Origin of the sequence: Bradyrhizobium sp. 134 (assembly GCF_023074155.1) — a bacterium.
Lineage (GTDB): Bacteria > Pseudomonadota > Alphaproteobacteria > Rhizobiales > Xanthobacteraceae > Bradyrhizobium.
Window position 1 is genome coordinate 843,341 of the sequence record NZ_JADPKX010000074.1, and the last position, 22,095, is coordinate 865,435.

Sequence of the window (22,095 nt, forward strand, 5' to 3'; positions counted from 1 at the left end):
GCTCGCAGGGAGGGCGGCGCGCGGAGCGTTGACGTGCCCCACTGGCCTGCGCGATCAGCCCTTGAGCGCGGTGACCACGACCTCGATCAGCGCGCTGCCGCCGAGATCGGCGACACCGACGGTGGCGCGGGTCGGCAGATTGTCGCCGAAGAACTCAGTCCAGACCGCGTCCATCTCCTTCTTCTTGGAAAGGTCCGTGACGAAGATCGAGGTGCTCACGACGCGCGACTTGTCGGTACCCGCTTCCTTCAGATAGCCGGCGATCTTGCCGAGGATGTTGCGGGTCTGCTCGCCCATCGACTCCGAGGTGTCGTCGGCGATGGTGCCGCCAATGAAGACGAAGCCGTTGGCTTCGACGGCGCGGTGCATGATGGGCGTGCGGATGCTGCGGATAATGCTCATGATGTCCTCTTTTGCTAGAGCGTGGAAGGATGGAAACGGTCGATGCCGAGATCGCCGATGCGAGTCTGGGTGCCGCCGTTGACGATCAGCTCCGCCATGACGGCGCCCGCGCCGGGGCCGAGCTGGAAACCGTGCAGCGAAAAACCGAACTGGTGATAGAGGCCCTTGTGCCGGCTGCTCGGTCCAAACACGGGCAGATCGTCCTTGGTCTTGGCCTCGATGCCGGCCCAGGCGCGGACGATCGTCGCGCTGCGCATGACCGGGAACAGCTCGAACACGGTGCGGGCGCTGGTCGCGAGGCTCTTCCAGTCCAGCACCGTCTCGTTTCGATCCTGATAGGGCGTTGCCAGATGGCCACCGCCGATCAGCACCGTGCCGTTCTTGAATTGCTTGAAGGAGAGCTTGCGGCCGCGCAGGATCACGACTGGATCGATGAAATGCGGCACGCGCGAGGTGATCATCAGCATCGGCGCCACGGTCTCGACCGGAACGGGCTCACCGAGCGCGGCTGCAATGGTCCCGGCCCAGGCGCCGGCGGCATTGACGAGCACCGGCGCGGCAAAGCTCTCGGCGCCGACATCGACATGCCAGAGACCATCGGTGTGCCGGATGTTCGTGGCGGCAATGCCCTCGCGAACGGTCGCACCGAGCTGCCCCGCCTTGCGCCGGAACGCCGTCGTCGCCTGCGCAGGATTGGCCGCACCGTCGCGGCGCGAGACCACGCCGCCGGGACAGCTCTCGGCGACCGCGGGTACGAGGCGCCGCAACTCGGCCGCATCGATCAGCTCCTCGTGGGTGAAGCCGAGCACGTTGAGCTCGGCCACACGTGCACGGCAGACCGCGAGTTCCTCCTCGTTCTCGGCGACGAGGACCTGGCCATAGCTCTCAAAGCTGCAATCGTCGTCGAGGAGATCGGTGATCTTCTCCCAGATTCCCATCGAGCGGATCGAAAGCGGGATTTCGGGGATGTGCCGCGCCAGCTGGCGCACGCCACCGGCGTTGACGCCGGAGGCGTGGCGGCCAGCATAGTCCTTCTCGATCAGCACCGGTTTCAGGCCGGCGAGACACAGATGCAGCGCAGTCGAGCACCCGTGGATGCCGCCGCCCACGACGATCGCATCCACGTTTTTCGTCATCCGCGCACCACCGCCTTGATGTCGTCTTCGCTCTTCGGAACCGCGGCAAGCTCGGCGAGCGTGATCGGCTTGACCGGCGCGCGCAGCCGGTAATAGCCGATCTCCTGCGGGCTCTTGCCCCGCGCCTGCGCCATCAGCTCGGTGACGGTGAGGCCACAGAGCCGGCCCTGGCACGGACCCATGCCGGTGCGGCGATAGGCCTTGAGCTGGTTCGGCCCGGTCGCGCCGATCGCGACGGCATCGAGAATATCCTTTGCGGTGACCTCCTCGCAGCGACAGGCGATGGTGTCGCCCGCTGGAATGCGAAACTGCGGCGCCGGACGGAACAATGTGTCGAGAAAAACGCGGCCACGTTCGGCCTTGGCGAGATCGGCGCGGAGGCTCGCCATCGGCGCAAGTTTTGTGGCAGCCGCAGGCGCCAACGCCTCCACTGCCGCGCGCGCCGCGATGCGGCCGCGCACCACGGCTGCGCTCGCCCCGCCAATGCCGGCGCCGTCGCCGGCGATCGCAATACCGGCGACCGACGAATTGCCGCCGGCATCGAGCACCGGAGACCAGCACAATTGCAGATCATCCCAGCGATGCTCGATTCCGGCCGCCATCGCCAGATTGACGTTGGGCACGACGCCCTGGTGCAGCAGCAAGAGATCCGCAGGAATGGTCTCGCGTTTGCCGCCGGCGACATAGCTGACGTTCGCGAGCTGGCCGTCACCAGAGGCCGCAAGCTCGCTGACGCGTGAGACGACCTGCACCTTCGCCTTCACCTCACCGATCATCGACAGGCCCTTGGCGAAATAGGGCGAGGTCAGGAAAGCGAAGGCGTGGGGGAGTGCGGCGAAATAGTTTCCGCGCTCGGTGGTGTCGAGAATGCGATCGATGCGACCGCCGAGACGCAAGATCTGCGCGGCGAGCAGCCAGAGCAGCGGCCCCTGCCCTGCAATCACGGTACGGCCATCCGGCACCAGGGCCGATGATTTCAACATCGTTTGCGCGGCGCCCGCGGTCATCACGCCCGGCAGCGTCCAGCCGGGAATGGGGAACGGCCGCTCCAATGCGCCAGTCGCGAGGATCACGCGCTTGGCCTTTACGAACGCGGACGCGCCGCCGACCGAGACGGCGATGTCGAGGTTGCGGTCGAGGCTCCAGACGGTGGCGCGGTGGATGACCTCGGCGTTGCCTGCGCGTAGCGCCCGCACGAGATCGGCGCCCACCCAATAGTCAGCGCCGAGCTGATCGCGCTCGGTCACCGGTGTCGAGGCGATGGCGCGGAACACCTGGCCGCCGGGCCCGATATTCTCGTCTAGCAGCAACGTCGACAGGCCGGCTTCGGCGGACGTCGCAGCAGCGGCGAGGCCGGCAGGCCCGGCCCCTATCACCACGACGTCGTATTCTTCGCGCTTGGGAGCCACATTCATTTCCCGATCTCCCGCTTGCCCTTCTGAATCTCGATCTGCATGCCCTGGGTGACCGGCACCAGGCAACCCTGTCGGTTGCCGACGCCGTCGATGGTGACGAGGCAGTCGAAGCACACGCCCATCATGCAATAGGGCAAACGCAGCGCGCCGCTCACCGCGGTCGAACGGCGTGCATCGCAGCTCGAGGCCAGCAGCGCCGCAGAGACGGTGTCGCCCTGCCGCGCGGCGACGGCAACGCCATCGACGAAGATTTGCACCGGTGGCCGCTTGTCCTGCTCGGATCGTTTGAACATCCTGGCTCCTTCAATATCCCTAGTAGCCGCTGTTGTTCGCGGCACCGGCGGCGCCAAAACGGCTGGCCGAGAACGCGCCGACCAGCTCCGGCTCGAGCGCGCCCTGCTCGACCATCCGCGCGATCTCGAAAGCGTGGTTGGAGGCGAGCGTCACGCCGGAATGGCAGCAGGCGACGAAGGCGCCGGGATGCGTCTCCGACTGGTCGTAGATCGGAAAGCCGTCCTGCGGCATGACGCGGATGCCGGCCCAGCTCCTGACCACGTTGAGCCGCGCGAGATGCGGAAACATGCGCTGGGCGCGATCGGTCATCACGGCGCTGATCGAATGCTTCATCGTACGATCGTCGAGCTCGTCTTCCTTGCTGTCACCGATCATCACCGTGCCTTCGTCGGTCTGGCGGATCGTGGTCAGCGGATGCGGCAGGAACGGCATGGTGCGCTCGGTCACCACGATCTGGCCACGGGTCGGGCCCATCGGGGCGTAGAGACCGACCATCGGCGCCAGCGTCTGGTTGGCATTGCCGGCGGCGAGCACGATCTTGGCGGCACGGAGCTCGCCCTGCGGCGTCGTCAGGCGGAATTCACCGCCGCTCTGGCTGATCGCCGAGACCGGACGCTCCGGAAGATAATCGATGCCGAAGGCCTTGAAGCCGGTGTGGAACGCACGAAACGTGCGCAGCGAATTGACGTGACCGTCGAGTGGACAGAAGCTGCCGCCCGATACCTCAGGCCCGATCAGCGGCAGCACCTTCTTGACCTCGGAGGCCGGCAGCATCTCCATCTTGTAGTCGGCGGCGCCTGTCTGGTTGTGCATGCGCTTGACCAGCTCGGTGCGCTGGCCGAATTCGTCCTCGCCGAGCGTGAGATGAAAGCCGCCATTCTGCTGAAGAGAGACATCCAAGCCAGTCTGCTGCTTCAACTCGGATGCGAGCCGGCCCCACGCCTGCGACGCCTGCACCGTCCACACCGTATAGGCCGGCATGCCGAGGCCCTTGCTCTGCACCCAGACCAGCGCAAAGTTGGCACGCGAGGCGCGCTTGGTGATGTCGCCTTCGTCGAGCACGGCGACGCGTCTGCCGAGCCTCCCGAGGCCCCAGGCGATGGCGGAGCCGAGCAATCCGCCGCCGACGACGGCGACGTCATAATCTGTTCGCATGGATTCTCCTATCGCCCTGTATCGCCCTTGCCGGCGAGCACGCGGTCGAGCCCGTAGAAGCGGTCGAGCAGAATGAGGGCGGTCATGGTGATCGCGATCACGCAGGCCGAAACCGACGTCACCAGCGGATCGATGTTGTCCTGGATGTACAGAAACATGCGCACCGGCAGTGTTTCGGTGCCGGGTGCCGCGAGGAAGACGGTCATGGTGAGATCGTCGAAGGACTGGATGAAGGCGAGCGCCCAGCCGCTGATGACGCCGGGCAGGATCAGCGGCAAGGTCACGCGGCGGAACAGCGTCCAGCCGTCGGCGCCGAGCGAGATCGCCGCCATCTCGACCGAAAGGTCCATGCCGGTCGCCGCCGCCAACGTCAGCCGCAGCGCGAACGGAAACACGATGATGACATGCGCGATGATCAGCGCGGCAAAGCTGCCGCCGAGGCCAGCCGAGGTGAAGAAGCGCAGGAATGCGATGCCGAGCACGACATGCGGGATCATGAGCGGCGACAGGAACAGTGCCGCCAGTGCGTCTCGGCCGCGGAACCGATAGCGCGCGATCGCGAGCGCCGCAGGCACTGCGAACAGCAGCGCCACGAAGGAGGACAGTGCGCCAAGGCCAAGACTGACCCAGAAAGCATGGACGAATTCGGGATAGTTGGCGATCGCCCTGAACCAGCGCAGCGAAAAACCGTTTGTCGGCAGCGACAAGAAGCCTTCAGGCGTGAACGCGACGAGGCAGACGACGAGGATCGGCGCCACCATGACGATGACGAAGATGGTGTGGAAGATCAGCGCGAGCGGCCCGTTCCGGCTCATCGGAACACCTCCGCGTAGCGGCGCTCGATCAGTGTGTTGCTGCCGACGACGATCAAGACCAGCGCGGCCAGCAGCAGCGTGGCGACCGCCGCACCCAGCGGCCAGTTCAGCGTGTTGAGGAATTCGTCATAGGCGAGCGTCGCCGCGACCTTGAGCCGGCGGCCGCCGATGATCGCGGGCGTCGCAAACGCACTGGCCGAGAGCGAGAACACGATGATCGCCCCTGACAGCACGCCCGGCATGATCTGCGGCATGATGATGCGGCGGATGATGGTCACAGGGCCGGCGCCGAGCGACATCGCGGCATTCTCGATCTGCGGATCGAGCCGCTGCAGCGCCGCCCACACCGACAGCACCATGAATGGCATCATCACATGCGCGAGCGCGATAACCATTCCGGTCTCGGTGAACATGAAGGGGATAGGCGCGCGGATCAACCCGGCCGACATCAAGAGCTTGTTGACGAGGCCGTTATTGCCGCCGAACAGCAGCGCCCAGCCGAGCGTGCGCGCCACCACGGAAATCAACAGCGGCCCCAGGATGACCAGCAGGAAAACGCTCTTCCAGCGTCCGCCCATGCGGTTGAGGATGTAGGCTTCGGGCGCACCGAGCACGGCCGTGAGCAGCGTGGTCAGGATCGCGATGCGAAACGTCCGCCCGAACATCTCGGCGTAATAGGGATCGGTGACGATCTCGTGCCAGTTCTTGAGGATGAAGACCGGCTCGATGCCCTTGTACTGGCCCCAATCGTGGAACGACAGCATCACGGTCATTGCGAGCGGAATCAGCAGCACGCCGACGAACAGCATCAAAGCGGGCGCGGTCAGCGCCCACGGCGCGCGTGCGTTTCGTTCCTCGGCGGAAGCGCTCATGCGACGCCCCTCACGCCCATGTCCTCCGGCCGCCAGGTGAGGTGAACTGCCTCGCCTTCGACCGGTTGCGATCGGCCGTCATTCTGGCGGATCACGGTCGCCGGGCCGCATTCGCTCTCGCACTGGAACAGCCAGTGATTGCCCTGGAAGATGCGCGTGACGATCTTTGCGCTGAGGCCTGCGTCGCCAAAGTCGATCCGCTCGGGGCGAATGCTGACGGTGACGGGACCGCTGCGCCCGGCAGGCGCAGGCGCGCTCCACGAGCCGGCGATCAGTCGCGCAGGCGCACTGGTCCGATCGATCGTCGCGGCAAAGTCGTTGGTCTTGCCCAAAAACTGCGAGACGAAGGCCGAGGCCGGCTTCTCATAGGTCTCCTGCGGCGTGCCGATCTGCTCGATCCGGCCCTGGCTCATCACCACGATGCGGTCGGACAGCGACATCGCCTCGTTCTGGTCGTGGGTGACGAGGATCGTGGTGGTGCCGATGGTGCGCTGGATCTGGCGCAGCTCGATCTGCATCTCCTCGCGCAGCTTGGCGTCGAGATTGGATAGCGGCTCGTCGAGCAGCAATACGCTCGGCTTGATCACCAGCGCGCGCGCCAGCGCCACGCGCTGCTGCTGGCCGCCGGACATGCGGCGCGGATGGCGATCCTCGTAGCCGGCAAGCCCGACCATCGCGAGCGCGGCGCGGACGCGCTCGGTCCGTTCGCCGCGCGGCACATTGCGCATCTCGAGGCCAAACGCGACATTCTCGGCCGCGGTCATGTGCGGAAACAGCGCGTAGCTCTGGAACACGATCCCAAGCCCGCGTTTGGCCGGATGGATCGCGGTCAGGTCCTTGCCTTCCAGCCGGATCGCGCCGCGGCTGGGATCGAGGAAGCCCGCGATCATCTGCAGGGTCGTGGTCTTGCCGCAGCCGGAGGGGCCGAGAAAGGAGACAAACTCCCCCTTCCCCACCGCGAGACTGAAGTCGTCGACGACAGTCTGCGCGCCGAATTGCTTGGCGACCCCTTCGAGCTCGAGATAGGCCATCGCACTGTCTCCGGTATGACCGATCAGCGCTCGACCTCGCGATTCCAGCGCTTGGTCCATTCCTCGCGCTTCTCGTTGATGACGGTCCAGTCCGGATTATAGAGCTTTGCCGCGCGCTCCCCGATCGGCGCCATCTTGCCGAGCTCGGGCGGGATGACCAGCGATTTCAGCACCGGGCCGTAGCCGTAATCCTTCAGCATCACGAGCTGGATCTTGGGTTCGAGCAGCATCTTGACGAAGCTGGACGCAAGCGGCGAGGCGTTCGGCTTGGTGATCGGACAGGCGGTGGTCAGCAGCGTCGCTGCGCCTTCCTTCGGGTAGACGAAGTCGACGGGGAAGCCGGTATTGGCAAAGCTCTGCACGCGGCCGGTGCCCCACACCGCGATTACAGCCTGGCCGGACTGAAACAGCTCGGTCATCTTGCCCGGCGACGGCTCATAGGCGAGCACGTTCGGATTGATCTGCTCCTTGAATATCTTGAAGCCGGAATCGACATTGGACTCGCCGCCACCGTTCATCTTCGACAGCATCACCAGCGCTTCGAGGCCATAGGTGTTGTTGATCGGCGGGATCACGAGCTGCTTGGCGTATTTCGTGTCCTTGAGATCGTTCCACGATGTCGGCGGCGCCCAGCCTTTTTCGGCAAACACCTTGGTGTTGTACATCAGGCCGGTCGCGACGATCCCGATGGCGACCGCACGATCGTCCTTGAAGCGGGCGGTGTCGTAGAGATCGGCCGGAAGTCCCTCGAGCTTGCCGCAGAAGCCGAGCTGGATCGCCTGGTACATCGGGCCGTCGTCGACGATGGCGACGTCAATCTGCTGATTGCCCTTCTGCGCCTGGAGCTTTGCCAGCGTGTCGGTGGAGTTGCCGGCGACGTACTCGACCTTGACGCCGTTCTGCTTCTCGAAGGCCGGGATCACCTCGTCACGAATGGTCTTCTCGAACGAGCCGCCATAGCCGGCGACATAGAGCGTTTTCTGCTGGGCCGAGGCCACCGAAGGGGCGGCAATGAGCGCCGCGATGCTGACCGCTGTCAGAAGGCGAAAAGTCTTCATGTGGTCCGATCTCCATACCGGGATGAGGTGACGTGCCGACGAGTCTCGTTGGCTGAACCTTCCGCATTTCCTTCCGCGCATCCCTCCCCGACAGGGCTCCGGCCCCTCGCGGTTGGTTTGGCGCGATCCGGAGGTTCGAACCCCTCCAATCTGCCGAAAAAGCGGGCCGTCTCCAGCTCTGATGAAAAAGATCGCAAACTCCGGCTTCCATCGTCCAATGAATAATGGCAGCTTCTGCATGCCTAAATGTTATGAATGGAATTCGGGATGGCGCGCATCAATTCGCGGCAGGTGGAAGCCTTCCGGGCCACGATGCTGACCGGCAGCGTGACTGAGGCGGCGGCGCTGATGAAAGTGACGCAGCCGGCGGTCTCCCGGTTGCTGCGCGACCTCCAGGCGTTGCTGAAGATGGAGCTGTTCGAACGGCGCGGCACCGGCCTCGTGCCGACCGCTGCGGCCATGGCGCTCTACACCGAAGTCGAGCGCTCCTTCGTCGGCCTTGAACGGATCACGGCGGCAGCCGAGGAAATCCGGGGCCGCCGCACCGGCTCGCTGCGGATCGCGGCACTTCCAGCACTGTCGAATGGCTATTTGCCGCGGCTCACCGGGCACTTCCTGAAGGAGCGTCCCAACCTCAACCTCGCTTTCTTCGGCGTGATCTCGCCGATCGTGGTCGATTGGGTGCTGAACAACCAATGCGACGTCGGCTTTGCCGAGGTGCCGATCGCGCATTCCGGCTTGCCGAGCCAGAAGCTGCCGGCGCCCGCGCGTGTGGCTGTACTGCCCACCGGTCACCGCCTCGCGGAAAAGGAAGTGCTGGAGCCCCGCGATTTCGAGGGCGAGACTTTCATTTCGCTGTCGGCGGGCTCGTCGAGCCGCCACCTCGTCGACCAGGTCTTCCATCGCCACGATGTCCGCCGCGTGCTCAGGGTCGAGACCACGCTCTCGGAGATCATGTGCGGCATGGTGTCGTCGGGGCTCGGGGTCGCGATCTGCGATCCCTTCACCGCGCAGGAATTTTCCACGCGCGGCGTCGTCGTCCGCCGCTTCCTGCCGCGCATCGACTTCGAATTCTCCGCCGTGTTTCCGGCGCAGCGCAGCCCCTCGCCGGTGGCGCTGGATCTGGTCGAGACTATGCGCAAGTCGCTCGCCAAATTCGACGAGCCAGCCCTCAGCCGTTGAACGCGGCCTGCGCCTCCGGCAGGTCCCAGATCTTGCCGATCGCAGCAGTCCCCGCCGCTATGATCGCCGCCTCGTCAGCGCCCAGATAGCGGCCGGCATCGATGAGCATGCGGCCGTCGACCATGACCTGATCGATATTGGCGCGATTGGCGAGCGCGATCAGCGCGCGGCGCGGGTCGAACAGCGGCTGAAGATGCGGATGGGTGAGATCGACGATGGTGAGGTCGGCGGTCGCGCCCGGCTCGATGCGGCCGAGATCGGGCCGCTTGATGACATCGGCGGCGATTGCCGTGTTCGCCTCGATCAACTCGGGCGCGTTCGCGACGTCAGCCCGCGCCGAGGTGACCTTGGAGATCAGCGACGCCGCATTGAGCTCGCCGAGCAGGTCCATGTTGTAGCCGTCGGTACCGACCACAGTGCGAACGCCGTGTTCCGCGAACCGGCTGAACGCGGCGGTGACGCCGGCGCGGGCGAATACGCGCGGGCAATTGAGAACCGTCATGCCGCGCGCGGCCATCAGCTTGAGATCGTCGTCGGTGCTGAACATGCAGTGCGCCGCCATCAGATCGGGCGCCAGCAGGCCGAGCCAGTCGAGATATTGCGCCGGCGTGCGGCCGCCATAGCGCTTACCAATGGTTTCGACCTCGGCACGGCTCTGCGCCATATGCGTCGTGATGGGCACGCCAAGCTCGCGCGCCCGCGCGGCACAGGCCTTCAAGAGATCTGGCCCGCAGGTGTCGGTGGCATGCGGACTCATCGCAAGGCCGATGCGACCGTCGCCGCGATTGTTCCAGCGCTGGTAGAGTGCATCCCAGGTCGCCATGTCGGCTGTGCCGTCATCGCCGGAATAGTGCACCACGCCGTCGGGGCCGGCCTTGGCGTCCGACGTCGAGAACAGATAGGGCGCGCCGTAGAAGCGGATGCCCATCTCCTCGGCGGCGTCGAACATCTCCGGGATCGAGTTCCGGAACGGCTCCATCACCGTGGTGGCGCCGCCCTTCAGGAGTTGGAGGATGCCGAGCCGCGCGACCGCCATGCGCTCTACCGCCGACAAGATATCTGCACCGCGCTTGGTTAGAGGCAAGAGCACCGTGTAGACGATGCTCTGATTGTTCTTGCGGCCATTGCCGTCCTCGGTGTGGCTGCGCGCCACCGCTTCCGAGAAGCAGTGATTGTGCAGGTTGAGGAGGCCCGGCAGAACGAAACGGCCGGGGCGGTCATGCACCTCGTCCGCGTGCGGCTTGTCGCGCGTGACCGCGGCGATCGTCTTTCCTTCGATCAGGACCCAGCGGTCGCGCAACACGTCCTGCGCGCCGTCCTTGCGAGACAGCACATAGCTGCCGAAAATTGCTGATGTGCTCATGCGGGGCGTACGTTCCAGAAGACGGCGGTGCCGTCGAGAATGCCGGTGATAGCTTTGCGATAGGCGGTCGGCTGCTTGTACAGGCCGATCGGAATATAGGGGATTTCCTGAAACGCCACCGCCTGGATCTCGCGGCAGATGCGCTGCTGTTCCGCGAGCTCGGAGGCCGCGAGCCACTGGCTGCGCAAGGCTCCCATCTTCTCGCTCGCATACCAGCCGGCGACCTTGCCCTCGCCACGGATGTTGGTGTTGCCCGCCGGATTGAGCCAATCGATGCCCTGCCAGTTGCCGACCGCCGCGCTCCAGCCGCCCTGCGGAAGCGGATCCTTCTTGAGCTGGCGCTGCAACACCACGGCGAAATCGAGCCCGGCATATTCGACGTTCATGCCGGCCTTGCGCAAGGAATCGACGGCGATCTCGCCGAGCGGCTTCTGGGCCAGTGAGTTGGTGGGCACGAGCACCACGATCTTCTCGCCATGATACCCCGCGGCCTTGAGATCGGCCTTCACCTTGGCGTAGTCACGCGGGCCGCGGAAGACATCGAGGCCGACATCGCTGGCCATCGGGGTATTCGGCGCGAAATAGCCGATGGGGGAGACCTGGAAGTTCGGATCGGTCCCGGCGACCGCGGTCATGAAGGCGGATTGATCGATCGCCCCGAGGAGCGCGCGGCGAACGGCAGGATTGTCGAACGGCGGCTGAAGATGATTGAGGCGCAGCATGCAGGCATAGCCGCGAGGATCGAGGATGCGCGTCTCGATGTCGCCGGCCGCCTTGATGATCGGCAGCAGGTCGTGCGGCGTGGTCTCCTGCCAGTCCTGCTCGCCGGTCTGCAGCGCGGCGACGCCGGTGCCGGCATCGGGCGTGGTGGTCCAGACCACCCGATCGTAATGCACGATCTTCGGACCCGCGGTCCAATCCGGCTTGCCCTCGCTGCGCGGCTGATAGCGCTCGAACCTGGCATACGCGTTGCGCGCGCCCTGCACGCGCTCGTCGGCGAGATAGCGGAACGGCCCGCTGCCGATGACTTCGGTCAGCGGCTTGAACGGGTCCTGGCTCGCCAGCCGCTCCGGCATCATGAAGCAGGCGTTGATCGCGGCCTTGCCGAGCGCTTGCGGCAGCAGCGGGAACGGACGCTTGAGACGGAAGCGGATGGTGCGGTCGTCGGTGGCCCACAGTTCGTCCGTCGCCTCCATCAGCTCACCGCCAAAGCCGTCGCGCGCGGCCCAGCGGCGGATGCTCGCGACGCAGTCGCGGGCAAGCACGCGCTCGCCGTCGTGCCAGAACAGGCCATCGCGCAAGCTGAGGTCCCATTGCAGCCCGTCGCCGGAGACGACATGGCCCGACAGCATCTGCGGCGAGACCTGGAGCGAAGAGCTGATGCCATAGAGCGTGTCGTAGACCATGAAGCCATGGTTTCGCGACACCTGCGCCGTGGAATAGATGGGGTCGACGAAGGCGAGGTCGATGACGGGAATGAAGCGCAGCGTGGTCTGGGATTCGGCACGGACGATACCCGGGAATGACAGCGCCGGCACAGCGGCTGCGGCCTTGAGGAGCGAACGACGGGAGACGGGCATTGCAAGAGGCTCCTGAAGGATCTTACGTGTTCAGCAAGACCGCGCCGATCGCAGCGGCCACCGCCTGCTGCGCCGGCTCGACCACGGGCACACCGATGGCATCCGCAATCGCCGCGCGATGCGAGGCCATGCCGGCGCAGCCCATCACCACGACATCGGCACGGCATTGCGAGACCAGCGCGCGGCCAGCTTCGATCAACCGTCCCCGGATGTCCGCGCCTGCCGTCTCCGCCGCGCTTGCGCCGACCGACCAGCTTCCGGCATAGCGGCTGTCGACGCCCATCAGCCGCACCATCCGCTGCTGGCGGCGAATGCTCGAGGGCGACAGCGCGATGATTCCGAAGCGCTCGCCCAGCATCAGTGCGCGAAAGATACCGCACTCGGCGATACCCATCACCGGGCGCCCGCCGGCCGCCTCGCGCACCGCATGCAGGCCGGGATCACTGAAGCAGGCGAGCACGAAGGCATCCGCATCGTCGCGCGACACACGGTTGACCAGCGGCATCACAACGCTGTCGGCGTCGCGTTGCGAGCTGATGCCCGACGGCCCCTCGGCAAGGCCGACGACCTCGATTGCGGGGCCGCCGGCGATGCGCAGCGGCGCGACGGCATCGTCGATCGCGGCCGTCACCGATGCGGAGGAGTTGGGATTGATGACGAGGATGCGGGTCATGGCGTGGCTCAACTTTTTCCGGCCTCGTGGCGCAGGAAGTTGGCCGCGATCTTCTCACCGGTCGTGATCCAGACGTCCGGGCACGACTTTGCATAAGTCAGGAACTCACGCAGCAGGCGCAGCCGCATCGGGCGGCCGCTGCATTGCGGATGCAGCACGGTCGTCACCATCGCGCCCCAGTCTCTGGTTTCGTCGAGCTCGTCCTTCCAGATCGAAAGCACATGCTCCTTGGGGAAAATCGAGCGCGGACTGAAGCGCGCCGACAGGCCGTGCATCCAGTCGTCATAGCTTGCGGTCACCGGCAGCTCGATCGTGCCCGGCTTGCCGTCTGCGAGACGATGCCGATAGGGCCGCACGTCGTCGCGAAACGAGGAGGTGTAGACGATGCCGTGACGCACCAGCGCCACCCGCAGTTCCTCGGTGAACTCGCCGTAAGGCGCGCGGTAGCCGGTCGGCCTGACGCCAAGCCGGCGCTTGAGTGCCTCGAAGCCGCGCTCCAGCTCCTCCTCCATCCAGGGATCGCCAGGATCGGGAAGGAGATGATGATAACCGTGGTGGCCGATCTCGTGACCGGCCTTGAGAATGGACTCGGCCATCGCAGGGTGCGCGTCGACCGACCATCCCGTGACGAAGAAGGTCGCCTTGAGATCGAGCTGGTCGAGCAGCTCCAGCAGTTTTGGCGTGCCGACGCGCGCCTCATAGCCGCCATAGCTCATGGTGATGAGCCGCTGCGCGTGCACCGCGTCCTTGCTGGTCCAGGCGCTCTCCGCGTCCACGTCGAACGACAGGAACATCGCCGAATTGTACGGCCTCGGCCAGGGGTATTCCGGCGCAGGATCCGCGGTGTTGGCTGGGGTGAGCGGGATGCTCTGGAGTGCCTTACTGTCCAGCATTGAGGGTCGCCTTTTCGAGTGCGTTGTCGGTCAGTTTCCACTTGGCAAGCAGCGTACGATAAGTGCCGTCCGCGATCAGCGCGTCGACTGCCTCCAGCATGGCTTGCTGCAGCGCCTTTTCCTTGACCGGCAGAGCGATGCCGGTGAATTGCTGCGCGATGGGCTCGCCCACAGTCGCGTAGGTGCCGGGCTCGAGGTCCATGATGTAGGGCAGCGTCTCGTTGCCCTGGGCGGCGGCATCGATGCGGCCCTGCCTGAGCTGGGTGCGGGCATCGGCCGAGCCGTCGGTCCCGACGAACTGGATCGGATTGGTGCCGCAATTCTTCTCGCTCCAAGCCGCGATCTGCGCCGGGAACATGGTGCGGCGGCTGGCGCCGACCTTCTTGCCACAGAGCGCGGCTGCGTCCTTGAACTCCGCCTTGCGCGACTGCTGCACGAAGAACTGCGGGCCGCTGCGCAGATAATCGACGAAGGACGCGATTTCGTGCCGGCTGGCATAGTCGGTGAAGCCGGACAGGATGGCGTCCACCCGCCCGGTCGAGATCGACGGCATGAACTCGGCAAAGCTGGTCTCCTGCCATTCGATCTTGACGCCGAGCTTGCGGCCGATGGCCTCGCCGAGATCGATGTCGAAGCCGGACAACGCGTTGGTGGCGGGATCGCGGAACTCCATCGGCGGATAGTTCGGCACCAGTGCGACCTTGATGCTGCCGCGCTTGGCGATCTCCGCCGGCAGCTCGACCGCCATGACCGGAGCGCTCATGGCGCCAACGAGTGCCGCCGTAACCAGAATTCTCTTCATCAATACGCCCCCATTCAGATCACTGCCGACAAAAATGCCCTGGTACGCTCCTCGCGGGGCGCGCCCAAGACATCGGATGCGCGCCCCTGTTCGATGATCGCGCCCTGGTCCATGTAGACGACACGGTCGGCGACCTCGCGCGCGAAGCCGAGCTCGTGCGTCACCACCATCATGGTCATGCCGCTGCGCGCCAGCTCCTTCATGACCGCTAGAACTTCGCCGACGAGCTCGGGATCGAGCGCGCTGGTCGGCTCGTCGAACAGCATCAGCATCGGCTTCATCGCCAGCGCACGGGCGATGGCGACGCGCTGCTGCTGGCCGCCGGAGAGCTGGGCGGGATACGAGTCGGCTTTGGCCGACAATCCGACACGCCGCAGCAGCTCGATCGCCTCCGCACGCACCTCGTCGGATTTTCGACCCTGAACCTGGAGCGGACCTTCGGTGATGTTTTCGAGCGCGGTCTTGTGCGGAAACAAGTTGAAGCGCTGGAACACCATGCCGGTCTTCAGCCGCTGCCGCCCGATCTCGCGCTCGCTAAGCCGGTGGAGCCGTCCGCCCTGCTCGCGCACGCCCAAGAGCTCGCCGTCGAGCCAGATGCCGCCACTGTCGATCGCGGCGAGCTGGTTGATGCAGCGGAGCAGCGTCGTCTTGCCCGAGCCGGAGGCACCGATCAGACACATCACCTCGCCGGGCCGGATGTCGAGCGAGACATTCTTGAGAGCCTGAAACTCGCCAAAACTCTTGCTGACGGAGCGGATAGCGACGAGGGGTTTTGTCATCGCGCGAGCCGCAATGTGCCGCGCGCAAAACGGCGTTCGAGCAGCATCTGGAGCGGCGTCAGCACCGAGACGACGAGCAGGTACCAGAGCCCGGCGACGATCAGGAGCTCGATCACGCGCGAATTGGCGTAGTAGATGTTTTCCGCGTTGTGCAGCAGTTCCGGATACTGGATGACGCTGGCGAGCGAGGTCGCCTTCACCATGCCGATGAACTCGTTGCCAAGCGGCGGGATCACCACCCGCATCGCCTGCGGCAGCACGATCCGGCGCAGCGCACGCAAGCGTCCCATGCCGATCGCCTGCGCGGCCTCATATTGCCCGATATCGACCGACAGCATGCCGGCGCGCATCACTTCCGACGTATAGGCGCCCTGGTTGATGCCGAGCCCGAGCAGCGCGGCGAGGAACGGCGTCATGGCGTCGACGGCGCGCGCGCTCCACAGGCCGGGAATGCCGATGGTCGGAAACACCAGCGCGAGATTGAACCACAGCAGCAGTTGCAGGATCAGCGGCGTGCCGCGGAACAACCAGGTGTAGCCGGCGGCAACGGTCTTCAGCACCGGGTTGGGCGACAGCCGCATGATCGCGATGACGACGCCGAGGAAGATGCCGAGCGCCATCGCCAGCACCGCCATCACCATGGTGTTGACGATGCCTTCGAGAATGACCTTTGCCGTAAGGAAGCGGCTGACATAGGACCATTCGATCTGGCCGGCCGCAAACGCGCGCACGATCAATGCAAGTACAAGAACGATCAGCGCGGCGCTGAGCCAGCGAAACCAGTGCGGGTCGCGCGCGATCCGCATCCCCGACAGGTCGGGAAAACCCTCCGCGAGTGCCGGTGCCGTCTTCATTGCGACGCCGCGTTCAGCATGGGCTGCACGACCGCATTGGCGCCGAGACCCCATTTGTCGAGGACAGCCTTGTAGGAACCGTCGGCGATCATCGCCGCGAGCTTCTCGGTCACCACCTCGCGAAGCACCGCATCGTCCTTGCGGAACATGATGCCCTGATATCCTTTGGCAAAGGGCTCGCCGATCACGCGGTATTTGCCGGGTTCCTGCGTCTGCGCATAAGGCAGCGTCTCGCTGCCCTGTACGGCGGCGTCGATGCGGCCCTGCTTGAGCTGGTTGCGGACGTCGATCGAGTTCTCGCCGGGCACGTACTGGATCGCCGGCTTGCCGGCCGGCTCGCAATTCTGCTTGCTCCACTTCTCGATCTCGACCGGGAAGCTGGTGCTGCGGGTGGTCCCAACCTTCTTACCACAGAGATCGGTCGCAGCCTTGGCTTCGTTCTCCGCCATGACGAAGAACTGTGGGCCGGTCCCGAGATAATCGACGAAATCCGCGGTCTCGCGCCGCGAGGCGCGATCGGAGATGCCGGAGATGATGAAATCGGCGCGCTTGGTCTGAAGCGACGGGATCAATTCCGCGAACGGCGTCTCGCTCCAGACGATCTTCACGCCGAGCCGCTTGGCGAGCTCGTTCGCCAGATCGACGTCGAGCCCGACGAGCTCATTGGTCGCGGGATCGCGGTATTCCATCGGCGCGTAAGTGGAGTTGACCGTGAGCTTCAACGCGCCCGCTTGCTTGATCTCGGCCGGAAGCTCCGTCGCCTGCGCGGACGTCGCGGCCGCCAGCGCTGCGATGCCGAGGAAATACGAGAGGCGCGTCATATCGGCTCCTTTGCCAACGTTGTTGGAACGTCCTGTCAGTCTGCGTCGAGAACCGCGGGCTCGATGACGCCGGCGCGTTCGGTGATCACCCTGTATTGCTCCGGCCGCCGGTGTGCGGCGAAGTTGAACATCTTGTCCTTGCCCTGGCGGCAGAGGTCGAGATCGATGTCGGCGACGATCACCTCGTCAGTCAGCGTTGCGGCCTGCGCGACGATGCGGCCATTGGGATCGACGATGCAGGAGCCGCCGATCAGCCCGGAGCCGTCCTCCTCGCCCGCCTTCGCCACCGAGATCGCCCAGGTCGCGTTCATGTAGGCGTTGGCCTGCGTCACCAGCGTGGAGTGGAAGGTGCGCAAGGAGGCATCTTCCGTGCTGCCGCCATTGGGATCATAGGCCGCCGAATTGTAGCCGATGCAGACGAGCTCGACGCCCTGCAGGCCAAGCACGCGCCAGGATTCCGGCCAGCGGCGATCGTTGCAGATCATCATGCCCATGATGGCGTGGGCCCAGGCCGAGCCGGCGCGGAAGGCCGGAAAGCCGAGATCGCCATAGTCGAAATAGCGTTTCTCGAGCTGCTGGTAGCGCGCACCTTGTCGCGGCTCGACCGAGCCCGGCAGGTGCACCTTGCGATAACGGCCGAGCAGCTCGCCGTCGCGATCGACCAGGACGGCGCAATTGTAGCGGCGTCCATCCGGCGTCAGCTCGGCATAGCCGACATAGAAGCCGACGCGCAGCGCACGTGCACGGTCGAACAAGGCGGCGACGTTCGGGTTCGGCATGCCGCGTTCGAAATAATGGTCGAGCGCCTCGCCTTCGAGCAACCAGCGCGGAAAGAACGTGGTGAAGGCAAGCTCGGGAAACACCACGAGGCTGGCGCCGCGGCCGGCCGCCTCCTCCAGCAGCGCAAGCATCCGCGACAGCGTGTGCTCGCGCGTATCGGCTTTTTGCGTCGGCCCCATCTGTGCGGCGGCGGCGCGAAGGACACGAACCAAGATTGCCTCCAATCTGTGCGCAGTGGCGCCTCAATGGGCGAATGAACCCTTTGATGCGACGTGCAAATCCGCTGCCATTACGCGGAAGCGGGGCTGCAAAATCAATTCGTTCTGCTATGATGTTTTGGCCCAGAGTATAATTGGCAGTGATATGAACCTGCGCCAGCTCGAGATTCTCCGCGCCGTCATCCGCCACCGCACCACGGTTGCGGCCGCCGACGAACTGGCGTTGTCGCAGCCTGCCGTCAGCAACGCGCTGAAGACGATGGAGGCGCAGGCAGGTTTTGCGCTGTTCGAACGCGTCAACAACCGGCTGTTTCCGACCACGGAAGCGATGGCGCTCTACAAGGAGAGCGAGGCGATCTTCGCGCTGCACGCAAAGCTCGAGAGCCGCGTGCGCGATCTGCGCGAGAACCGCTCCGGGCATCTCGCGCTGGTCGCGACGCCGCCGCTCGCCTACAGCATCATCCCCTCGGCGCTGTCAGGTTTCCTGCGCCGTCGCCCGGAGACACGGGTGTTCTTCGACGTGCGGCGCTATGAGGGAATCATCGAAGGCGTGCTCAACCGCGTCGCCGAGCTCGGCTTCGCGCTCGGGCTGACACATCATCCAGGCATCGCCCATGAGGTGGTGCACACCGGCGAGATGGTGTGCGTGCTGCCGCCGCAGCACCCGCTCGCCGACCGGCCGGTGATCTCGGCCGCCGACTTGTCCGGCCTGCCCTTCATCGGGCTCGAGCGCGGCACGCGGCTCGGTGAAGCCGTGCGCGACAGTTTCGCCCGTGCCGGCGCGCCGTTCCGGCCGACTGTCGAGGTGCGCTACTGCAACACGGCCTGCGTGCTCGCCGCCGCCGGTGTCGGCGCCGCGGTTGTCGATCCCTTCTCGCCGCGGCAGAACGGCGGGACCGGCCTCGTCGTGCGGCCGTTCGCGCCGACGACGCACGCGGTGGCCTATATGCTATGGTCGGAAGCAGAGCCGCTGTCGCGCCTGGCCAAGGCGTTTCTCAACGAGGTCCGGAAAGAGAGTGCGCTGCTGGAGCCCACAGCGCCACACCAGCAACATGGGGCAGGAAGCGACTGAGCTTGACCTTTACCGGAGGGCACATGGCACGCATCACCATCATCGAGACCGGGCAGGTCCCACAAAAATATCGCGAGCGCCACGGTTCATTCCCGGACATGTTCGAGCGCATGGTCCGCGCCGAGGATCCGACAGCCACGGTCGAGATCGTCAGCATCCCGAACGGCCATGCGCTTCCGGATCCGCGCAATTTGGAGGCGGTGCTGATCACCGGCGCGGCTGCCGGCGTCTATGACGGGCTCGACTGGATCGCGCCACTGGAAGATTTCGTGCGCACGGCCTACGCCAGCAGGACACCGATGGTCGGCATCTGCTTCGGTCATCAGTTGATCGCGCAGGCGCTCGGCGGCACCGTGCGCAAATCGGAGAAGGGCTGGGGCATCGGCCGGCACGTCTATCAGGTGCTGCCGGACAACGGCGTCGTCGACGGCGAAGCGGTCGCCATCGCCTGCTCGCATCAGGACCAGGTGATCGAGCCGCCGAACGATGCGCTGACCATCCTCTCGTCCGACTTCACCCCGCATGCCGGCCTGCTCTACGCCAACGGCGCGACGCTCACCCTGCAGCCGCATCCGGAGTTCGACGTAGAGTTTGCGCAAGTGTGCTGTGAGCTGCGCGACGGCAAGGCGCCGGACGATGTCGTTACCACCGCGAGGGAGTCGCTGGCGGAGCCGATGGATCACGCCAAGCTCGGAGGCGCGATTACGAGGTTTCTGGCACGCAAATCCATCCCCTCATCCTGAGGAGCGCGCCATTTGCGCGCGTCTCGAAGGATATAGGCCCCGCTGCAGCAACGGGGCCTGCATGGTTCGAGACGCCGCTCGCGGCTCCTCACCATGAGGGGTGACAGTTGTTTCTCGGCTCAGAAAGGGTCCGTTCCCAGCCCCGCCACATCCGCCGGCCTCGGCCCCGGTGCCGGCCAGTGAAACCGCCGGTCCTTATCCGCGATCACCACGTCGTTGATCGAAGCCTCGCGCCGCCGCATCAGGCCGTGCTCGTCGAACTCCCACTGCTCGTTGCCGTAGGAGCGGTACCACTGGCCGCTCGCATCGTGCCATTCGTACTGGAAGCGCACGGCGATGCGGTTATCGTCGAACGCCCAGAGGTCCTTGATCAGGCGGTAGTCGTGCTCCTTCTCCCATTTGCGGGTGAGGAACGCGACGATGGCTTCGCGACCCTGAAAAACCTCGGAGCGATTGCGCCAGCGGCTGTCCTCGGTATAGGCGAGCGAGACGCGCACCGGGTCGCGCGAATTCCAGGCATCCTCGGCCATACGCGCCTTCTGCGCGGCGGTCTCACGGGTGAAGGGCGGAAGCGGCGGGCGCGACATGAGGGCCTCATCGGTTGGCGGGAGTGCAATCTATCGCCGCGCGCGGGGGAGTCGAGAGGCCGTCCGCTATCGCCCGATCACGAAATCAGATCAGCCTTCATCAAGGCGCGGATCGATTTCGGGATCGGCTGGGCGCGGCCGCCGCTGATGAAGGCGACGCGCACCTCGGCCTTCACCAACACCTCCTCGCCGCGGCGCACCTCCTGCGCCAGCATGATGGAGGCGCCCTTCACCGCGACCGGCCAGGTCACGACATCGAGCACATCGTCCATCCGGGCAGGCTTGAGGAAATCGAGATGCATCGAGCGCACCACGAAGGCGAAGCTTGCGTCTTCCGTCTCGGCCTGCTCGAACAATGCCTGCTGCTCGGCGCCCATCAGCCGCAGATGATTGGTCCGTCCGCGCTCCATGAAGCGCAAATAGTTGGCGTGATAGACGATGCCGGAAAACTCTGGCTTGCCAAAATCGCAACACAGCGCCTTGATTTCATTGGGACGTTGGAGGGCTATAGCGTAAACGAGCGCAGATTTTTCGGCGCCCCTCCCATGGCGAACCGCAGCGCCTTCGGGATACGTTGCGCTTTTCCACCGGAAATAAAGGCCACGCGCACGCGGGCCTTGACCAAAAGATCGTCCCCGCGCCTGCATTCCTGCAGCAGGGTAGCCGACGCTCCTTTCACCTCTGCGGGGACTGTGATGATGTCAAGCCGGTCGTCCAAGGCCGCCGGTTAGGAAATCGATTGTCATTGAGCGGACAACGAAGGCAAAGCTAGGCGCGTCGTTCTGGGCTTTTTGAGTAGTTCTCGCTGATTGGTTCCGAGCAAGCGCAAGTAATTCGTTCTGCCGCGTTCGATGAAGCGCAAAAGTTGGCGTGATAAACAATCTGTCCGGCGTCCGTATCTGCGAAATAGACGCGGACCTGCATGTGATGGCGGCCGTCGCGAATTTCACCGTCAAGAGAAGCTGTCACAGTACGATTCATCTTATTGCTGTTCCGAGAACGAATCGTCTTGCACAGAGACGCTTTTCTGAGCAATCGCCCAAGCTTTTGGGCTCAGCTCCTGCAATCTGAAAATTCAGCGCCCTGCGAATCCTTCTCGACGAGTCTTCGACTCTCAGGTCAAAGTAAGTACTCCTGCACTTCCAGGAGTTCCAGCAGTTCCAGCAGTTCTTCGAGGGTCGGCTTATCGTTCAAGCACCAACTCCGCATCCTTGTAGCGAAGATGGCGAGAAGCGGCCCTTCACGCGCACCACCGGGTTCACAGGCACTTGCGTGAGCCCCTGGGGAGCATGTGCTCCCAGGCTGCGGCATGAACGGCCTCGGTCTCTCAGGACGCATCGCCGTGATTTCCGGCGGTTGCGGCGACATCGGCCGAGCCGTGCGCGAGCGGCTAATCTCCTTAGACGCGAACTAAGCTTGAATCTGATGCTTCGCCTCGCTGGTCAACTGAAGGCACAAGGGGCGAAACAACGTGAGCGTCACGATAGGATCACCGGTGCACGGGCTTGACTTGCGCGGAATGCTCTGGATAGCGCGGTCGGGATGATTGACGCCGCCGGGGCGCGGTGAT

23 protein-coding genes and 1 pseudogene are annotated in these 22,095 nt (G+C 65.0%); 3 read left to right on the forward strand and 21 right to left on the reverse strand.

Annotated features, from left to right (window positions below):
• Positions 1-54: 54 nt before the first annotated feature.
• From IVA75_RS34190 to IVA75_RS34230, 9 genes are read right to left on the reverse strand one after another with little or no spacing between them, the layout of a single operon-like run.
• Complete coding sequence (locus IVA75_RS34190; RefSeq protein WP_247287549.1) at positions 55-402, reverse strand: RidA family protein; 348 nt, start codon at positions 400-402, stop codon at positions 55-57.
• A 14-nt stretch (positions 403-416) separates the two neighbouring features.
• Entirely contained in the window at positions 417-1,538 is a 1,122-nt protein-coding gene (locus IVA75_RS34195; protein WP_247287547.1) for an FAD-dependent oxidoreductase, read from the reverse strand.
• Complete coding sequence (locus tag IVA75_RS34200) at positions 1,535-2,953, reverse strand: NAD(P)/FAD-dependent oxidoreductase (protein WP_247287546.1); 1,419 nt, start codon at positions 2,951-2,953, stop codon at positions 1,535-1,537. The genes IVA75_RS34195 and IVA75_RS34200 overlap by 4 nt, the downstream gene beginning before the upstream one ends.
• The gene (locus IVA75_RS34205; protein WP_247287544.1) at positions 2,950-3,246 is read right to left on the reverse strand and encodes a (2Fe-2S)-binding protein; all 297 of its coding nucleotides are present in this window, start codon (positions 3,244-3,246) and stop codon (positions 2,950-2,952) included. The genes IVA75_RS34200 and IVA75_RS34205 overlap by 4 nt, the downstream gene beginning before the upstream one ends.
• 19 nt (positions 3,247-3,265) lie before the next feature.
• The gene (locus IVA75_RS34210) at positions 3,266-4,402 is read right to left on the reverse strand and encodes an FAD-dependent oxidoreductase (RefSeq protein WP_247287542.1); all 1,137 of its coding nucleotides are present in this window, start codon (positions 4,400-4,402) and stop codon (positions 3,266-3,268) included.
• An 8-nt stretch (positions 4,403-4,410) separates the two neighbouring features.
• On the reverse strand, positions 4,411-5,217 hold the full coding sequence (locus tag IVA75_RS34215; RefSeq protein ID WP_247287541.1) for an ABC transporter permease: 807 nt from the start codon (positions 5,215-5,217) through the stop codon (positions 4,411-4,413).
• Entirely contained in the window at positions 5,214-6,089 is an 876-nt protein-coding gene (locus IVA75_RS34220; RefSeq protein ID WP_247287540.1) for an ABC transporter permease, read from the reverse strand. The genes IVA75_RS34215 and IVA75_RS34220 overlap by 4 nt, the downstream gene beginning before the upstream one ends.
• On the reverse strand, positions 6,086-7,120 hold the full coding sequence (locus IVA75_RS34225; RefSeq protein WP_247287539.1) for an ABC transporter ATP-binding protein: 1,035 nt from the start codon (positions 7,118-7,120) through the stop codon (positions 6,086-6,088). Before IVA75_RS34225 ends, IVA75_RS34220 begins: the two co-directional genes overlap by 4 nt.
• A 23-nt stretch (positions 7,121-7,143) precedes the next feature.
• Positions 7,144-8,178, reverse strand: coding sequence for an ABC transporter substrate-binding protein (locus IVA75_RS34230; protein WP_247287538.1), 1,035 nt, complete (start codon positions 8,176-8,178; stop codon positions 7,144-7,146).
• Between the two features lie 267 nt (positions 8,179-8,445).
• Here IVA75_RS34230 and IVA75_RS34235 point away from each other — a divergent pair, with 267 nt between their 5' ends.
• Positions 8,446-9,360 (forward strand): LysR substrate-binding domain-containing protein, encoded by a 915-nt coding sequence (locus IVA75_RS34235; protein WP_247287537.1) that lies wholly within the window; start codon positions 8,446-8,448, stop codon positions 9,358-9,360.
• Here the strand turns inward: IVA75_RS34235 and IVA75_RS34240 are convergent.
• From IVA75_RS34240 to IVA75_RS34280, 9 genes are read right to left on the reverse strand one after another with little or no spacing between them, the layout of a single operon-like run.
• On the reverse strand, positions 9,350-10,723 hold the full coding sequence (locus tag IVA75_RS34240) for an amidohydrolase family protein (protein ID WP_247287536.1): 1,374 nt from the start codon (positions 10,721-10,723) through the stop codon (positions 9,350-9,352). The genes IVA75_RS34235 and IVA75_RS34240 overlap by 11 nt on opposite strands.
• A complete protein-coding gene (locus tag IVA75_RS34245) occupies positions 10,720-12,303 on the reverse strand; it encodes an ABC transporter substrate-binding protein (protein ID WP_247287535.1) in 1,584 nt (527 codons plus the stop codon). The genes IVA75_RS34240 and IVA75_RS34245 overlap by 4 nt, the downstream gene beginning before the upstream one ends.
• 22 nt (positions 12,304-12,325) lie before the next feature.
• Positions 12,326-12,976 carry an aspartate/glutamate racemase family protein gene (locus tag IVA75_RS34250; protein WP_247287534.1) on the reverse strand — a complete coding sequence of 217 codons (651 nt, stop codon included), beginning with the start codon at positions 12,974-12,976 and terminating at the stop codon, positions 12,326-12,328.
• Between the two features lie 8 nt (positions 12,977-12,984).
• Positions 12,985-13,869, reverse strand: coding sequence for a polysaccharide deacetylase (locus IVA75_RS34255; RefSeq protein WP_247287532.1), 885 nt, complete (start codon positions 13,867-13,869; stop codon positions 12,985-12,987).
• Positions 13,856-14,671 carry an ABC transporter substrate-binding protein gene (locus IVA75_RS34260; RefSeq protein WP_247287530.1) on the reverse strand — a complete coding sequence of 272 codons (816 nt, stop codon included), beginning with the start codon at positions 14,669-14,671 and terminating at the stop codon, positions 13,856-13,858. Before IVA75_RS34260 ends, IVA75_RS34255 begins: the two co-directional genes overlap by 14 nt.
• 14 nt (positions 14,672-14,685) lie before the next feature.
• Entirely contained in the window at positions 14,686-15,450 is a 765-nt protein-coding gene (locus tag IVA75_RS34265) for an amino acid ABC transporter ATP-binding protein (protein ID WP_247287529.1), read from the reverse strand.
• A complete protein-coding gene (locus IVA75_RS34270; protein ID WP_247287527.1) occupies positions 15,447-16,304 on the reverse strand; it encodes an amino acid ABC transporter permease in 858 nt (285 codons plus the stop codon). Before IVA75_RS34270 ends, IVA75_RS34265 begins: the two co-directional genes overlap by 4 nt.
• Positions 16,301-17,125, reverse strand: a complete 825-nt coding sequence (locus IVA75_RS34275; RefSeq protein ID WP_247287524.1) for an ABC transporter substrate-binding protein — start codon at positions 17,123-17,125, stop codon at positions 16,301-16,303. Before IVA75_RS34275 ends, IVA75_RS34270 begins: the two co-directional genes overlap by 4 nt.
• A gap of 35 nt (positions 17,126-17,160) precedes the next feature.
• Positions 17,161-18,117 carry an N-carbamoyl-D-amino-acid hydrolase gene (locus tag IVA75_RS34280; RefSeq protein WP_081747991.1) on the reverse strand — a complete coding sequence of 319 codons (957 nt, stop codon included), beginning with the start codon at positions 18,115-18,117 and terminating at the stop codon, positions 17,161-17,163.
• Between the two features lie 151 nt (positions 18,118-18,268).
• Here IVA75_RS34280 and IVA75_RS34285 point away from each other — a divergent pair, with 151 nt between their 5' ends.
• Both IVA75_RS34285 and IVA75_RS34290 read left to right on the forward strand, forming a co-directional pair.
• The gene (locus IVA75_RS34285; protein WP_027570286.1) at positions 18,269-19,195 is read left to right on the forward strand and encodes a LysR family transcriptional regulator; all 927 of its coding nucleotides are present in this window, start codon (positions 18,269-18,271) and stop codon (positions 19,193-19,195) included.
• Between the two features lie 23 nt (positions 19,196-19,218).
• Positions 19,219-19,938 (forward strand): type 1 glutamine amidotransferase, encoded by a 720-nt coding sequence (locus IVA75_RS34290; RefSeq protein WP_247287523.1) that lies wholly within the window; start codon positions 19,219-19,221, stop codon positions 19,936-19,938.
• 119 nt (positions 19,939-20,057) lie between these two features.
• Here the strand turns inward: IVA75_RS34290 and IVA75_RS34295 are convergent, their stop codons facing one another.
• From IVA75_RS34295 to IVA75_RS34305, 3 genes and pseudogenes are all read right to left on the reverse strand, one after another.
• Complete coding sequence (locus IVA75_RS34295; RefSeq protein ID WP_247287521.1) at positions 20,058-20,525, reverse strand: nuclear transport factor 2 family protein; 468 nt, start codon at positions 20,523-20,525, stop codon at positions 20,058-20,060.
• Between the two features lie 77 nt (positions 20,526-20,602).
• Positions 20,603-21,034 carry a YbgC/FadM family acyl-CoA thioesterase gene (locus IVA75_RS34300; protein WP_247288290.1) on the reverse strand — a complete coding sequence of 144 codons (432 nt, stop codon included), beginning with the start codon at positions 21,032-21,034 and terminating at the stop codon, positions 20,603-20,605.
• A pseudogene (locus tag IVA75_RS34305) lies at positions 21,031-21,494 on the reverse strand (YbgC/FadM family acyl-CoA thioesterase). The gene IVA75_RS34300 and the pseudogene IVA75_RS34305 overlap by 4 nt, the downstream one beginning before the upstream one ends.
• Positions 21,495-22,095: the final 601 nt, after the last annotated feature.